This is a genomic window from Rhodococcus sp. G-MC3 (genome assembly GCF_030063335.1).
Classification (GTDB): domain Bacteria; phylum Actinomycetota; class Actinomycetes; order Mycobacteriales; family Mycobacteriaceae; genus Rhodococcoides.
Genome location: NZ_JASISW010000004.1, coordinates 32,753 through 46,249, shown reverse-complemented (window position 1 = coordinate 46,249; position 13,497 = coordinate 32,753). Strand labels below are relative to the sequence as shown.

The following is a 13,497-nucleotide window of genomic DNA, read 5'->3' as shown; positions in this document are numbered from 1 at the left end:
TCGGATCGCGCGCCGTCGACGCAGGTATGGGGCTCTCGAACCGGCGGGTACCCTGAACCACCATGTGCGGAATCGTGGGATACGTCGGCCACCGCCCAGCTCTTGGTGTTGTGGTCGAGGCGCTACGGCGTATGGAATACAGAGGCTACGACTCCGCAGGGATCGCGATTCTCGACGGTGAGGGCCACACGAAAATCGAGCGAAAAGCCGGTCGTTTGGCCAATCTCGAGGCCGAACTCGACGAGCTCGGTAGGGATACTTTCGTCGGCACCACCGGTATGGGACACACCCGTTGGGCCACGCACGGCAGACCGACGGACCGCAATGCGCACCCGCATCGCGACGTGACCGGCTCGGTGGCAGTGGTGCACAACGGCATCATCGAGAACTTCGGACCGCTGCGGGCCGAGCTCGAGGCGACGGGCATCGAGTTCGCCAGCGATACCGACACCGAAGTTGCAGTCCATCTGGTGTCTGCCGCCTACTCGAACGGGCCGACTGCGGGAGACTTCGTCGAAAGCGCCAAGACGGTGCTACGTCGACTCGAGGGCGCATTCACTTTGGTGTTCACGCACTCCGACCACCCTGACACCATCGTCGCTGCACGTCGGTCGACGCCGCTGGTCGTGGGTGTCGGTGTCGGTGAGATGTTTCTGGGGTCCGACGTCGCTGCCTTCATCGAGCACACCCGCGAGGCGGTGGAACTCGGACAGGACCAAGTTGTGGTCATCACTGCCGGGGGGTACGCCATCACCGATTTCGATGGCGTCAAGGCGTCGGGCAGGCCGTTCCACATCGACTGGGACCTGGCTGCCGCGGAAAAAGGTGGCTACGACTACTTCATGCTCAAGGAAATTCAGGAGCAGCCTGCCGCGGTCGCGGACACACTGCTCGGTCACTTCGAGAACCGTCGAATCGTGCTGGACGAGCAGCGTCTGTCCGATCAGGAACTCCGCGACGTGGAGAAGATCTTCGTCGTCGCCTGCGGTAGCTCATATCATTCGGGTCTGTTGGCGAAGTACGCGATCGAGCATTGGACGAGGCTTCCCGTGGAGGTCGAACTCGCCAGCGAGTTCCGGTACCGAGATCCGGTGCTGGACCGTTCGACGCTGGTCGTTGCCATTTCGCAGTCCGGTGAAACGGCGGACACTCTCGAGGCCGTTCGGCATGCCAAGGAGCAAAATGCTCGGGTGCTGGCCGTCTGCAACACGAACGGCTCGCAGATTCCCCGAGAAGCCGATGCAGTGGTCTACACCCGTACCGGTCCAGAGATCGGAGTCGCCTCCACAAAGGCTTTTCTCGCTCAGGTGACGGCGAACTATGTGGTTGGACTGGCGTTGGCGCAGGCGCGCGGCACCAAGTACCCCGACGAAGTCGCGCGTGAGTATGCAGATCTCGAAGCGATGCCTGCGCTCGTCCAGCGCGTCCTGGACAATGTCGAACCGGTACGGGCGCTCGCGCGCGAACTGGCTCACACCTCGACGATTCTGTTTCTCGGTCGGCACGTCGGCTATCCGGTGGCTCTCGAAGGTGCACTCAAACTCAAAGAACTCGCCTACATGCATGCCGAGGGCTTTGCGGCAGGTGAGTTGAAGCACGGACCTATTGCGCTCATCGAGGACGGCGTGCCGGTCATCGTCGTCATGCCGTCACCGAAGGGGCGTGCGGTGCTGCACTCGAAATTGCTGTCCAACATCCGAGAGGTGCAGGCTCGTGGTGCGCTGACCGTCGTGATCGCCGAGGAAGGTGACGAGGCGGTGCGTCCGTTCGCGGACCATCTCATCGAGATCCCAGCGGCTCCAACACTGCTGCAGCCGCTGCTGTCGACGGTTCCGCTGCAGGTGTTCGCAGCCGAGGTGGCGCAGGCTCGTGGCTACGATGTCGACAAGCCCCGAAACCTGGCGAAGTCCGTCACCGTCGAGTAGCAGGCTTTTGCCGCCTGCTGCTGTGATGGCTCTGCCGATATACGGCTCCGCCGTGTGGCATGGTCGAGCGTCCTTCGGGTACCCAACCGTGCCACGCTCGCGAGAGGAGCACCGCACGATGCGTCACTACTACACCCCCGACCAGATTCGGGCGGCGGAGCGCCCGCTGCTGAATTCACTCGAAGCTGGAGTTCTGATGCGGCGCGCGGCCCATGGGCTTGCAACTGTGGTTGCGTCGGAACTGCTCGCGCGAACGGGTGGGGTGTTCGGTCGCAGGGTCTGTGTCCTGGTCGGATCGGGCGACAACGGTGGAGACGGATTGTGGGCCGGGGCGATGTTGAGAGGCCGTGGAGCGGCCGTCAGTGCTGTCCTCCTGAAGCCCGATCGCACCCACGTCGACGGACTCGCAGCATTTCGGGCGGCCGGTGGCCGGCTTGTGTCTGCGCCGGGTGTCGAAGACATCGTCATCGATGCGATCGTCGGGATTTCCGGTCGCGGGCCGCTGCGAGCCGATGCTGCAGCACTGGTCGCACAGATCGATGCTCCGATCGTCGCCGCCGATATTCCGAGCGGGGTTGATCCGGTTACAGGGGCGGTCGACGGACCCGCAGTTCGAGCTGAGGTGACCGTTGCATTCGGTGCACGCAAACCCGCTCACGTCCTCGCCGTGCCCTATTGCGGCAGAGTAGAACTCGTCGATATCGGGCTATCGCTCGGCGACCATGAACTTGCCTCGCTCGAACCATCCGAGGTGGGTGCGGCGTGGCCGATTCCCTCAGCGGAGGACGACAAGTACACGCAAGGGGTCGTCGGTGTGATTGCAGGGAGTGATCGCTACCCGGGCGCAGCGCTGCTGTGTACCGGAGCAGCGGTCGCAGCGACGTCCGGGATGGTCCGATACGTCGGAAGTGCTGCAGGGGAAGTCCTCTCGCACTACCCCGAAGTGGTATCGGCGGCGGATCCGGACTCTGTCGGCCGTGTGCAGGCGTGGGTCGTCGGCCCCGGTTTCGGTACTGGCGCGCAGTCGCATTCGTGGTTGAGTGTTGTGCTCGGTTCCGACCTGCCGGTCGTCGTCGACGCCGACGCATTGACCGTACTTTCGGCGGCTCCCGATCTGGTTCGTGGACGCACCGCTCCCACTCTGTTGACGCCACACGCCGGAGAATTCGAGCGGCTGACGGGGTCGGCTCCTGGTCCGGATCGGGTGTCGGCAGTGCGAGACCTCGCGTCCCAGTGGGGGGTGTCGGTACTGCTCAAGGGGCGAGCCACGGTGATCGCAGCCTCGGACGGGCGAGTGTGGGTCAACGACGCCGGCGGCTCGGCGGCATCGACAGCCGGGTCGGGCGACGTGCTGTCGGGGATGCTCGGTGCGCTCGCGGCGTCGGGGATGGAGTTGTCGCTCGCGGCAGCGTGTGGGTCCAGAGTCCACGCGCTCGCCGCTGCGGGCGCAGCGCATGGTTCGGGTGGCGAATTCGCTGCCCCCATTTCGGCAAGTCCGCTTCTGGCGGCGGTGCCCGAAGCTATTCGTACTGTGCGTTCGGTCACATTGTGATTGTGGAGTGTGGAATCAACCGCTGTACCGAATGCGCTTTTCGGGCACTCGGATGGCACTATCGAATGCTGTGGACAGCGGACGATCTCGAACGGTGGACAGCGATTCTGCCCGGCATCAAGTGCTGAGCGATCCCGATTCCGGATCCGGGTCGTCCGCAACCGTCGACCTCGACGCCGTCGCGCACAACGTCCGTGTTCTTCTCGAGTACGCGGGCAGCGCCGCGACGATGGTCGTCGTCAAGGCCGATGGATACAACCACGGCGGCACCGCGGTGGCTCGTGCAGCACTTGCCGCAGGGGCACAAGAACTGGGCGTCACCACGGTCGGAGAGGCCGTCGCGCTACGGAGGGCAGGAATCACTGCTCCTATCCTGTCGTGGTTGCACCGACCCGACACCGACTTCGTTCCCGCTGTAGTGCACGGCGTCGAGTTGGGGCTCTCGTCGGCGCCTCAGGTATCTGCCGTGGCCGCAGCGGCACGTACCGCGGAGCGAACCGCCGATATCACTCTCAAGATCGACACCGGTCTCAATCGGAACGGTGTGGCGATCGGTGACCTCGACGAAGTCTTTCGGATTCTGGGCTCCGCGGTTGCCGACGGATCGGTCCGTCTGCGCGGCATGTTCTCCCATCTGGCGTGTGCCGACGTTCCCGGGCACCCGGCCAACGACCGACAGGCTCAGGTGCTTCGGGACACCGTCGCGCGTGCGTCCGCGGCGGGCCTGCGTCCCGAGGTAGTGCATCTGGCGAATTCGGCGGCCACGCTGACTCGGCCCGATCTGCATTTCGACATGGTCCGACCCGGAATCGCCGTCTACGGTCTGTCTCCGATTCCCGAGCTCGGCGGCTTCGGCCTTCGGCCTGTGATGACCGTGAGCGCCACGATTGCGCTCGTGAAGAAGGTTCGCGCGGGCGAGGGCGTGTCGTACGGGCACACCTGGACCGCCGAGCGAGACACCGTCGTCGGACTCGTTCCGATGGGCTATGCCGATGGTGTGCGTAGAAACCTCAGCGGACGGTTCGACGTGTCCATCGGCGGACGTAGATTCTCTTCGGTCGGCCGAATCTGTATGGATCAGTTCATGATCGACCTCGGTCCGGACGGTGGGGGCGTCGCAGAAGGAGACACCGCCGTGCTGTTCGGTTCCGGTGAGGGCGGCGGGCCGCTCGCGCAGGAGTGGGCGGATTCGCTCGATACGATCCACTACGAGGTCGTCACCGGTATCGGAGGACGTGCTCGCAGGCGTTACATCGGAGGCGCGGGCGTCGAAGCCGCGTCGGCGGCCGCCGAGTCCGGGCCCTCCAAACCGGACGCGGTCGCGAATGGGGAGGTAGGCCGATGAAGTTGGCCGAAAGTTTCGGGATCTTCGGCAGCGTCGGAATCGCACTGCGCGAGACGCTCCTTCGGTCCAACAAGGATCCACTCGCCGCCGAGAACCTCGACCTGATGGATGCCGACCGGGGATCGATCGTGATCGCCGACGACGGTGTTCCGCTGGCCGTGCGTGAGGTGGGTCCGGTGGACGCGCCGATCACTGCTGTGTTCGTCCATGGATACTGCCTTCGGATGTCGTCGTGGCACTTTCAGCGCCAGGCGCTCGAGCAGGAGTGGGGTTCGAGAGTCCGCATGGTCTTCTACGACCAGCGTGGGCACGGCCGATCAGGGGTCCCGTCACCCGAGAGTTGCACCATCGCGCAACTTGGACTCGATCTCGACGCCGTGATCCGGGCCGTGGCGCCTCGCGGACACCTCATTCTGATCGGGCATTCGATGGGCGGAATGACAGTGCTGTCGATGGCCAGGCAGAAGCCCGAGTTGATTCGCGAACGCGTCGTCGGAGTCGGGCTCATCTCGACCACTGCTGCCGGACTCGTGAAGACCGGTCTCGGGAGGAGCCTCGACAATCCCGTGGTCGATGCATTCCGGCTTGCGGTACGCACTTCTCCCGGAGTGGTTCAGTTCGGGCGTGGTGCGGCGAAGACATTGATCGCTCCGGTACTACGCGCAGCGTCGTATGGCACGCGGGTGAGTCCGAGGCTCGTAGATTTCTCGCAGAAAATGATCGACGACACGTCGGTGATCACCATTGTCAATTTCCTCGAGACTCTCGAATTGCACGATGAGAGCGATGCTTTGGCGGTACTCGCGCGTATTCCGACAACGGTCGTGTGCGGCGACGACGATTGGATCATTCCCTTCGACAGCTCTGTGGCGCTCGCCGACGCACTGCCGAATTCGGACATGGTGCGGATCCGTCAGGCGGGGCATCTGGTGCAGCTCGAGTTCCCGGACAAGGTCAATGCCGCCATCGTGCGATTGGGTGCGCGTGCAATGGAAGTGCGAGCGAAACGACGATTCGGCCGGAGGGGCATTGTCTGAACCGGACGAAGGCGCCGAGACGATTCTGCGGACGACGGCAGACACCGAGGAATTCGGATTTCAACTCGCGCAAACGCTGCACGCAGGTGATCTCGTCGTCCTCGACGGCCCACTCGGTGCAGGCAAGACGGCGATGGCGCGTGGAATCGCTGCGGGTCTCGGCGTTCGGGGTCGGGTCAGTTCCCCTACGTTCGTCATCGCTCGCGAACACAAGCCGGGCGAGCGTCCCAACGGCGAGCCTCCGGTGACGCTTGTTCACGTCGATGCGTACCGGCTCGGAATGACCGGACAGTCGGCCGTGGACGAGCTCGACGCGCTTGATCTCGACACCGATCTCGCCGACGCCGTGGTGGTGGTCGAATGGGGGGAGGGCCTGGTGGAGAAACTCGTCGACAGTCATCTATCGGTTCGGATTCGGCGCGACATCGATACCGACGAGCGGCTGGTACTGGTACGCAGCATCGAGTCCCATCGGTCGTAACTACACCGGTTCTGCGAACGCGGAGCAGTCGTAACTACACCGGTTCTGCGAACGCGGAGCTACGGGTACTCTGAACTACCGTGTTCGTTCTCGCCGTCGATACCTCCACCCCCGCTGTCACTGCCGGAGTGGTCCGCTTCGCCTGCGACTCACCGGAACGGTCCGAGCAGGAGGTTCTTGCATCCCGGGTTGTCGTCGACGCCAGGCTGCACGCCGAGATCCTGACACCGAACATCGTCGAATGTTTGACCGACGCCGGGTTGACCGCGTCCGATCTCGATGCGGTGGTCGTGGGGGTGGGCCCAGGACCCTTTACCGGTCTGCGGGTCGGGATGGCTACGGCGGCAGCGTTCGGCGATGCACTGGGCATCCCCGTACACGGCGTGTGCAGCCTCGATGCCATCGCAGCCGAACTTCCATCCGGGTCCGAGACACTCGTCGTCACCGATGCGCGTCGACGTGAGGTCTATTGGGCGAGGTATCGCGACGGCGTGCGGATTGCGGGACCCGACGTGTGTGCCCCTGATCAGGTCGATGCGGGAGATGCGACGGCGTCGGCGGGCTCACCGGCTCACGCCGCGTTGTTCGAACTTCCTGTGCTGGGCGTTGTCTCGCCGTCTCCTGGCGGGCTCGTGTCGGCGGCGCGCGACGCGCTGGCGTCGGGAGTGATTCCGGATCCACTGGTGCCGCTTTATCTGCGCCGCCCGGACGCGAAGACGATCGAAGAACGCGCTGCAGCCAAGAAGGCAGGATCATGACCGTCGACATCAGCCCGATGGTCTCGTCGGACGCGCAGCGGTGCGCAGAACTCGAGGGCATCCTGTTTCCCGGCGATGATCCGTGGTCGGAACAGGCATTCCTGTCCGAACTCGCTGCGCCCCACAACCATTATTTCGCCGCACGAGAGAACGGCAGTCTCCTCGGCTATGCCGGCATCGCGTTGCTGGGGCGGCGGGAATCCGCCGAGTCCGAAGTGCACACCATCGGTGTCGATCCCGCTGCGCAGCGCCGCGGGATCGGGGGAGCGCTACTGTATGCCCTTCTCTCCGAAGCGAACCGACACGGTGGTTCGGTCTTTCTCGAGGTCCGCACCGATAACGAACCGGCGATCGAGCTGTACACCCGGGAGGGATTCGTGGTGGTCGGTACGCGCCGAAACTACTATCAACCGAGCGGCGCGGATGCGTTCACCATGGAGCGCCCCGACGGAAAGGCCGGTGCATCCACGTGATCGTCATGGGTATCGAAAGCTCTTGTGACGAAACCGGAGTCGGTATCGTTCGCTGGCGAGAATCCGGTGTGTGCGAACTGCTCGCCGACGAGGTGGCATCCAGCGTCGACGAGCATGCTCGTTACGGCGGCGTCGTGCCGGAGGTCGCCTCGCGCGCACACCTCGAAGCAATCGTTCCCACGATGCGGCGTGCGCTCGCCGCTGCACAACTCGACCGCCCCGATGCTGTGGCCGTGACCATCGGACCTGGGCTCGCCGGTGCATTGTTGGTCGGTGTTGCCGCGGCCAAGGCATACGCGGCGGCATGGGGCGTGCCGTTCTACGCGGTCAACCACCTCGGTGGACACGTCGCGGTGGACACTCTCGAACACGGGCCGATGCCGTCCTGTGTGGCGTTGCTCGTCTCGGGAGGTCATACCCACCTCCTGCACGTCGACGATCTCGGTTCTCCGATCGTCGAACTCGGAACCACAGTCGACGACGCGGCCGGGGAGGCCTTCGACAAGGTCGCTCGTCTCCTCGGGCTCGGTTACCCTGGTGGTCCGGCTCTCGATGACGTTGCGCGCGAAGGTGATCCGAAGGCGATTGCTTTTCCGCGTGGTATGACAGGTCCGCGAGATGCGCGCTACGATTTCTCGTTTTCCGGTGTCAAGACGGCGGTGGCGAGATTCGTCGAGGCGCGAGTACGCGCAGGGGACCCGGTGCCTGTAGCGGACATCGCGGCGTCGTTTCAGGAATCGGTTGCCGACGTTCTGACGATGAAAGCGGTCCGTGCGGCGACCGATGTCGAAGTCGACACCATAGTGCTCGGCGGCGGTGCCACTGCGAATTCCAGGATTCGCTCCATGGTGGAAGAGCGTTGCGCTGCAGCAGGTCTGACCCTGCGAATCCCGAAGCCGAGGCTGTGCACGGACAACGGCGTCATGATCGCAGCCCTCGGTGCTCACCTCGTGGCCGGAGGAGCTGCGCCGTCCGACCTGCGCGTCGCCACAGATCCAGGTTTGCCTGTGTCGACGAGTCTTCTGACGAGCAGCGTGAGTTGAGACGGCCTAGGCGTCGATAGCGCGTGAGGTCAGTTCGGCGGAAATGATGTGTAGTCGGCCGGCGGCGTCCACACCGTGGACGGCGGGGTCAGAACGCGCGTGGTTGTAGGCGTGCCGCTCACATCGGTCGTCGGTGCACCAGCAGTCGTTGTCATTGGCGGAGCCGTGGATTGGCCCGGTGCCGACTCCGGTACATCGGGTGTCGAAGGGATCGTCGGCGGCAGAGCGGGTATCCCGTCGGTACCGGGTCTCGTGGTGGTGGCTGGTGACGTGAAGGCCGGTGACGTGATGGCCGGTGATGTAGCGGCAGGCGAGGCAGTGTTCGGCGGGACAGTGTTCGGCGGGAGGGCCGGCCGTGGTACCGACTCCACCGACGGGACTGTGGGCCACGGTATGACGGGAAGATTCGGCGCGGGATGCAGCGTCGGGGTGCTCATCGGCGCAGCAGTGGTGGACATGTCGGGTTCCGCTGGGCTCGCTGGCGGAGCGGATGTGATGGTGTTCGTGAATTCGCCCGAGGTCCCACCGCTGGTGCTTGCAATCGGGTTCGCCTCGGTACGGCCCTGGGGCGACGGGAATTCTGAGCCTGCGTCGGTTTCGACCGTAGGCGCCTGGGTGCCTGCCGGTTCGAAACTGGAATCGTTGCTCGGCGTCAGGGTTTGGATGCCGTAGGCGATAACGATCCCGCCGACGAGCAGTGCGCCCGCCACCGCACCGCCGAGTCGACCGATCGACTTGCCGGAATTGTCCGCGCCTGCCCCGGTGGTGGGGTATCTGCCTTCCGGCCCGGCCACCGCGAGATACGCTGCGCCTTTGGCGAGGATCGTGTCAGGCTCTCCCGGTGAGATGACAGGTATGCCCAGAATATCGCCGAAGATGGTGCCGACGACGGGAATGTTCGCGCCACCGCCGATGAGCACGACCGACTCTGGAGTGGTTCCAGCCGACGCGGCGAGTCCAGCGGTGAACCGCGCGGCACTGACCGCGTAGGGGCGCACAGTGTCGTCGAATGCTGCGCGGTCGACCGAGGCGACGCCCGGCACTGCACCCACCTGGACTCCACCCACCTCTGCCGACTCGTACGAGCTGAGATGTTCCTTCACCGATCGGTATCTGGCCGAGCCGATTCCTCGGTCGTCGCGAAGATTGTCGCGGACGTTCGTCTGCGCGGTGGAGCGGCCGTGCACGAGGTCCTTCACCAGGCGGTTGATGACGTCACCGCTGAAGTGGGCGGTGCGCTCGATCACCTGAACCGCGCCCGAGTGTGCGTCGATGACCGATGCTGTGGTGCCGGTGGCACCGACATCGACAACGGCCACGGTGTCGTACCGCGCGACGAGTCCAGAGTCGTCGAGGAACGCATGCGCCGCGTCGGACTCCGAGACCAGGAACACGCTTCGATTCGAACGCGCGCACGCGGAACGAATGGACGCGGCGTGTGCGGGTGTTCGGTGGGCGACGACAATGGCGTCGGGTTCACGGCGGAGGTGCGTGTGTGCACCTTGGCCTTCGGGGCTCGGCGCCAATGAGGCCATCAACTCGATCGCCGATGCGACAAGGTCCCCGATGTCGGTGTTGACGTCGCTGTCGGCGGATACGGTGCGGTACTCGACGGTTCTATCGCCGTCGTCTTCCTCGATCACCAGAGCCGCGCAGACAACCTCGGTGCCGGTGGATATGCCGATTCCGACCCTCACCACAGCACCTCCCGCCCTGCTCATAACCGAACGCCGCCATCGCGTGGGCCGTCCGGGTTTACGTCTACCCGGACCGTCCTGGTCCGGTGTGTGTCGGTTTCAATCGGGGCAGATGTGGTAACGCACCCGACGAACTATCCGCTCTCGTTATCTTAACGTTACAGAGCGGATTCCGAGAATGCGAAACTCGGCTCCCGAAACGCGCTACGACTAGGACGTTCACACCTGCACCAGCGTCGACGAAAGTGAGAAATGGTGACGTCCGAATCTTATTCGAAGTTGAACGAGCGGGCGCGTCGCGCATTGTTGATACGAGCCTCGGTGCGTTCGGTCGGGACGGCGGTGATGATCACGACGATATATTTTGTGGCTCCGATGGATGTGGTCGCGGATGTGGGATCGATCTTTTTCCTGGGCTCGGTTCTGCTCGCGGTGATAGTCGTGTGCGCACGGCAGGCCATCAAAATAGTCAGGTCCGATTACCCCGCCGTACAGGCTGTCGAAGCGCTCACGGCTGTGGTGCCGGTCTATTTGATCGGATTCTCGGGCGCATATCTTTTGATAGCTGCGAGTTCGACGCAGAGCTTCAGCGAGCCTCTGACCAGAATGAGCAGCCTCTATTTCACATTGTCGGTTTTTTCGACGGTTGGATTCGGCGATATAACAGCCTCGAGCGATTTTGCGCGCGCAGCCGTGTCGGTGCAGATGGTGGGCAATCTCGTGATCATCGCGCTCGGCGGCCGGTTGATGTTGGCGGCAGTTCGCCGCGGACAGGCCAGGAAGCAGGCAGTTCAGGAGCCTTAGCCTTTCCATCATGGGCACAAGACCGTTCGAACTGGGTGTCACCACGTTTGTCGAGACCTAGGGGATTCGTTCACCGGCAGCCAGCCTCAGCACCCACGGCGAGCGAGTGAGAAGGCATCACCGCGAGGGCTTCGCCGCGTCTGCCCCTGTCGTGTTATCGGGCATTGCCCGGAGTTTCGCTCTGAGCGTGACAATCTGGCGAACCCAGCTCTTGAGTGCTGGCACTCGCGTGTATAGAGTGCTAGTCAGCGCTGAGCGAAGTCCCGGAACCCGCGACGACGGGATCGAGCACAGAGCCGAGAACATAGGTAAACACAGCAGTCCGGGGATCCGACCCCGGACGCGTACCCCATAACAATGGAGGGCTCAACGTGGCGAGCGTGAAAATCAAGCCGCTCGAGGACAAGATCCTCGTCCAGGCCAATGAGGCCGAGACGACGACCGCCTCCGGTCTGGTCATCCCCGACACAGCCAAGGAGAAGCCTCAGGAAGGCACCGTCGTCGCTGTTGGCGAAGGCCGTGTCACCGAAAAGGGCAACCGGATCCCGGTCGACGTCAAAGAAGGTGACACCGTCATCTACAGCAAGTACGGCGGCACCGAGATCAAGTACGCCGGCGAGGAGTACCTGATTCTGTCGGCACGCGACGTGCTGGCTGTCATCGCCAAGTAAGTCATACGCAGTCCGCCCCGGAGCCCGATCTCGATTCGGTCCCGGGGCGGAGTGCGTTCGATCGAGTTCTCTACTCGAAGGAGCAGCACCGAAACATGGCAAAGCAAATCCGATTCAACGAGGAAGCGCGTCGCGCCCTCGAGCGTGGCGTCGACAAACTCGCCGACGCCGTCAAGGTGACGCTCGGGCCGCGTGGCAGGCACGTCGTGCTGGCGAAGGCGTTCGGTGGCCCGACGGTCACCAACGACGGAGTCTCCATTGCACGTGAGATCGATCTGGAAGATCCGTTCGAGAACCTCGGTGCGCAGCTCGTCAAGAGCGTCGCCACCAAGACCAACGACGTTGCCGGTGACGGCACGACCACCGCTACGGTGCTCGCTCAGGCGCTCGTTCGCGGCGGACTGAAGAACATTGCCGCGGGCGCGAACCCGATTGCGCTCGGCGTTGGAATCGCCAAGGCCGCCGAGAAGGTGGCCGAGGCACTTCTCGCCGCAGCAACACCGGTCGAGGGCAAGGAAGCCATCGCGCAGGTTGCGACAGTGTCCTCTCGCGACCCTGAGATCGGCGAGCTCGTCGGAGAGGCACTCACCCGTGTCGGCGCCGACGGAGTCGTCACGGTCGAAGAGTCTTCGACTCTGAACACCGAGCTCACGGTCACCGAGGGTGTTCAGTTCGACAAGGGCTACCTGTCGCCGTACTTCGTTACCGACCTGGACGCACAGCAGGCCGTTCTCGAGGACGCGTACATCCTTCTGCACCGCGACAAGATCACATCGCTTCCGGATTTCCTGCCGTTGCTCGAGAAGGTGGCCGAGAGCGGTAAGCCGCTTCTCATCATCGCCGAGGACACCGAGGGTGAAGTTCTCTCCACTCTCGTCGTCAACTCGATTCGCAAGACGATCAAGGCTGCCGCTGTGAAGGCACCGTTCTTCGGTGACCGTCGCAAGGCGTTCCTCGACGACCTCGCAGTGGTGACCGGTGGACAGGTCATCACCGCGGACGTCGGCCTCAGTCTGAAGGAAGCCGGGCTGGAATTGCTCGGCCAGGCTCGTCGCGTCGTCGTCACCAAGGACGATACGACGATCGTCGACGGCGGCGGAACGCAGGAGGACATCGACGGTCGCGTCGGTCAGCTGCGTCGCGAAATCGAGAGCACCGATTCCGAGTGGGATCGCGAGAAGCTCGAAGAGCGGCTGGCGAAGCTGTCCGGCGGCGTTGCTGTCATCAAGGTCGGCGCTGCCACCGAGACCGAACTCAAGGAACGTAAGTTCCGGGTCGAGGACGCGGTCAACGCGGCCAAGGCGGCTGTCGAAGAAGGCATCGTCCCCGGCGGCGGCTCCGCGCTGACGCAGGCTGCACTGTCGCTGGCAGACAACCTCGGGCTCACCGGAGACGAGGCGACCGGCGTTGCCGTCGTGCGCACCGCGCTCAACGCCCCGCTGTTCTGGATCGCCACCAACGCCGGTGTCGACGGTTCCGTCGTCGTCAGCAAGGTCGCAGAACTGGCCAAGGGCCACGGCTTCAATGCGGCGACCCTCACCTATGGCGACTTGCTCGCCGACGGTGTCGTCGATCCGGTCAAGGTGACACGTTCGGCAGTGGTCAACGCTGCCTCCGTCGCCCGGATGATCCTGACGACCGAGAGCGCTGTCGTCGAGAAGCCCGTCGACTTCGAGGAGCCGGCAGGCGGACACGGCCACAGCCACTGAGC

The 13,497-nt window shown here is 64.1% G+C and carries 12 protein-coding genes; 11 read left to right on the top strand and 1 reads right to left on the bottom strand.

Annotated elements, in window-relative coordinates:
* Positions 1-62 precede the first annotated feature (62 nt).
* From glmS to tsaD, 8 genes are all read left to right on the top strand, one after another.
* Complete coding sequence (gene glmS / locus QMK17_RS05155; RefSeq protein WP_283507368.1) at positions 63-1,925, top strand: glutamine--fructose-6-phosphate transaminase (isomerizing); 1,863 nt, start codon at positions 63-65, stop codon at positions 1,923-1,925.
* 118 nt (positions 1,926-2,043) lie between these two features.
* On the top strand, positions 2,044-3,477 hold the full coding sequence (locus QMK17_RS05150; protein ID WP_283507367.1) for an NAD(P)H-hydrate dehydratase: 1,434 nt from the start codon (positions 2,044-2,046) through the stop codon (positions 3,475-3,477).
* A gap of 52 nt (positions 3,478-3,529) precedes the next feature.
* Positions 3,530-4,822: an alanine racemase gene (alr, locus tag QMK17_RS05145; protein ID WP_442972693.1), complete on the top strand. Its 1,293-nt coding sequence runs from the start codon at positions 3,530-3,532 to the stop codon at positions 4,820-4,822.
* Positions 4,819-5,859, top strand: a complete 1,041-nt coding sequence (locus tag QMK17_RS05140) for an alpha/beta fold hydrolase (RefSeq protein ID WP_283507365.1) — start codon at positions 4,819-4,821, stop codon at positions 5,857-5,859. Before alr ends, QMK17_RS05140 begins: the two co-directional genes overlap by 4 nt.
* Entirely contained in the window at positions 5,780-6,340 is a 561-nt protein-coding gene (tsaE, locus tag QMK17_RS05135; RefSeq protein ID WP_442972692.1) for a tRNA (adenosine(37)-N6)-threonylcarbamoyltransferase complex ATPase subunit type 1 TsaE, read from the top strand. Before QMK17_RS05140 ends, tsaE begins: the two co-directional genes overlap by 80 nt.
* Positions 6,341-6,420: 80 nt before the next feature.
* Positions 6,421-7,098, top strand: coding sequence for a tRNA (adenosine(37)-N6)-threonylcarbamoyltransferase complex dimerization subunit type 1 TsaB (gene tsaB, locus QMK17_RS05130; protein WP_283507363.1), 678 nt, complete (start codon positions 6,421-6,423; stop codon positions 7,096-7,098).
* Entirely contained in the window at positions 7,095-7,571 is a 477-nt protein-coding gene (gene rimI, locus QMK17_RS05125; RefSeq protein ID WP_283507362.1) for a ribosomal protein S18-alanine N-acetyltransferase, read from the top strand. The genes tsaB and rimI overlap by 4 nt, the downstream gene beginning before the upstream one ends.
* On the top strand, positions 7,568-8,614 hold the full coding sequence (tsaD, locus tag QMK17_RS05120; protein ID WP_283507361.1) for a tRNA (adenosine(37)-N6)-threonylcarbamoyltransferase complex transferase subunit TsaD: 1,047 nt from the start codon (positions 7,568-7,570) through the stop codon (positions 8,612-8,614). Before rimI ends, tsaD begins: the two co-directional genes overlap by 4 nt.
* A gap of 29 nt (positions 8,615-8,643) precedes the next feature.
* On the opposite strand, the gene QMK17_RS05115 is transcribed toward tsaD, so the two are convergent.
* Positions 8,644-10,311, bottom strand: a complete 1,668-nt coding sequence (locus tag QMK17_RS05115) for an Hsp70 family protein (RefSeq protein ID WP_283507360.1) — start codon at positions 10,309-10,311, stop codon at positions 8,644-8,646.
* Between the two features lie 345 nt (positions 10,312-10,656).
* On the opposite strand from QMK17_RS05115, the gene QMK17_RS05110 reads away from it, so the two are divergent.
* The 3 genes from QMK17_RS05110 (at position 10,657) to groL (ending at position 13,495) form a co-directional block, all read left to right on the top strand.
* Positions 10,657-11,115 carry a potassium channel family protein gene (locus QMK17_RS05110; RefSeq protein ID WP_283507359.1) on the top strand — a complete coding sequence of 153 codons (459 nt, stop codon included), beginning with the start codon at positions 10,657-10,659 and terminating at the stop codon, positions 11,113-11,115.
* 371 nt (positions 11,116-11,486) lie between these two features.
* Entirely contained in the window at positions 11,487-11,786 is a 300-nt protein-coding gene (gene groES / locus QMK17_RS05105) for a co-chaperone GroES (RefSeq protein ID WP_008718149.1), read from the top strand.
* Positions 11,787-11,881: 95 nt separating this feature from the next.
* Positions 11,882-13,495, top strand: a complete 1,614-nt coding sequence (groL, locus tag QMK17_RS05100; protein WP_283507358.1) for a chaperonin GroEL — start codon at positions 11,882-11,884, stop codon at positions 13,493-13,495.
* Positions 13,496-13,497 lie beyond the last annotated feature (2 nt).

What these genes read in the sequence shown, in the direction of transcription:
- glmS (WP_283507368.1), top strand. Translation starts at nt 63, where the DNA reads ATGTGCGGAATCGTGGGATACGTCGGCCACCGCCCAGCTCTTGGTGTT.
- QMK17_RS05150 (WP_283507367.1), top strand. Translation starts at nt 2,044, where the DNA reads ATGCGTCACTACTACACCCCCGACCAGATTCGGGCGGCGGAGCGCCCG.
- alr (WP_442972693.1), top strand. Translation starts at nt 3,530, where the DNA reads ATGGCACTATCGAATGCTGTGGACAGCGGACGATCTCGAACGGTGGAC.
- QMK17_RS05140 (WP_283507365.1), top strand. Translation starts at nt 4,819, where the DNA reads ATGAAGTTGGCCGAAAGTTTCGGGATCTTCGGCAGCGTCGGAATCGCA.
- tsaE (WP_442972692.1), top strand. Translation starts at nt 5,780, where the DNA reads ATGCCGCCATCGTGCGATTGGGTGCGCGTGCAATGGAAGTGCGAGCGA.
- rimI (WP_283507362.1), top strand. Translation starts at nt 7,095, where the DNA reads ATGACCGTCGACATCAGCCCGATGGTCTCGTCGGACGCGCAGCGGTGC.
- QMK17_RS05110 (WP_283507359.1), top strand. Translation starts at nt 10,657, where the DNA reads ATGATCACGACGATATATTTTGTGGCTCCGATGGATGTGGTCGCGGAT.
- groL (WP_283507358.1), top strand. Translation starts at nt 11,882, where the DNA reads ATGGCAAAGCAAATCCGATTCAACGAGGAAGCGCGTCGCGCCCTCGAG.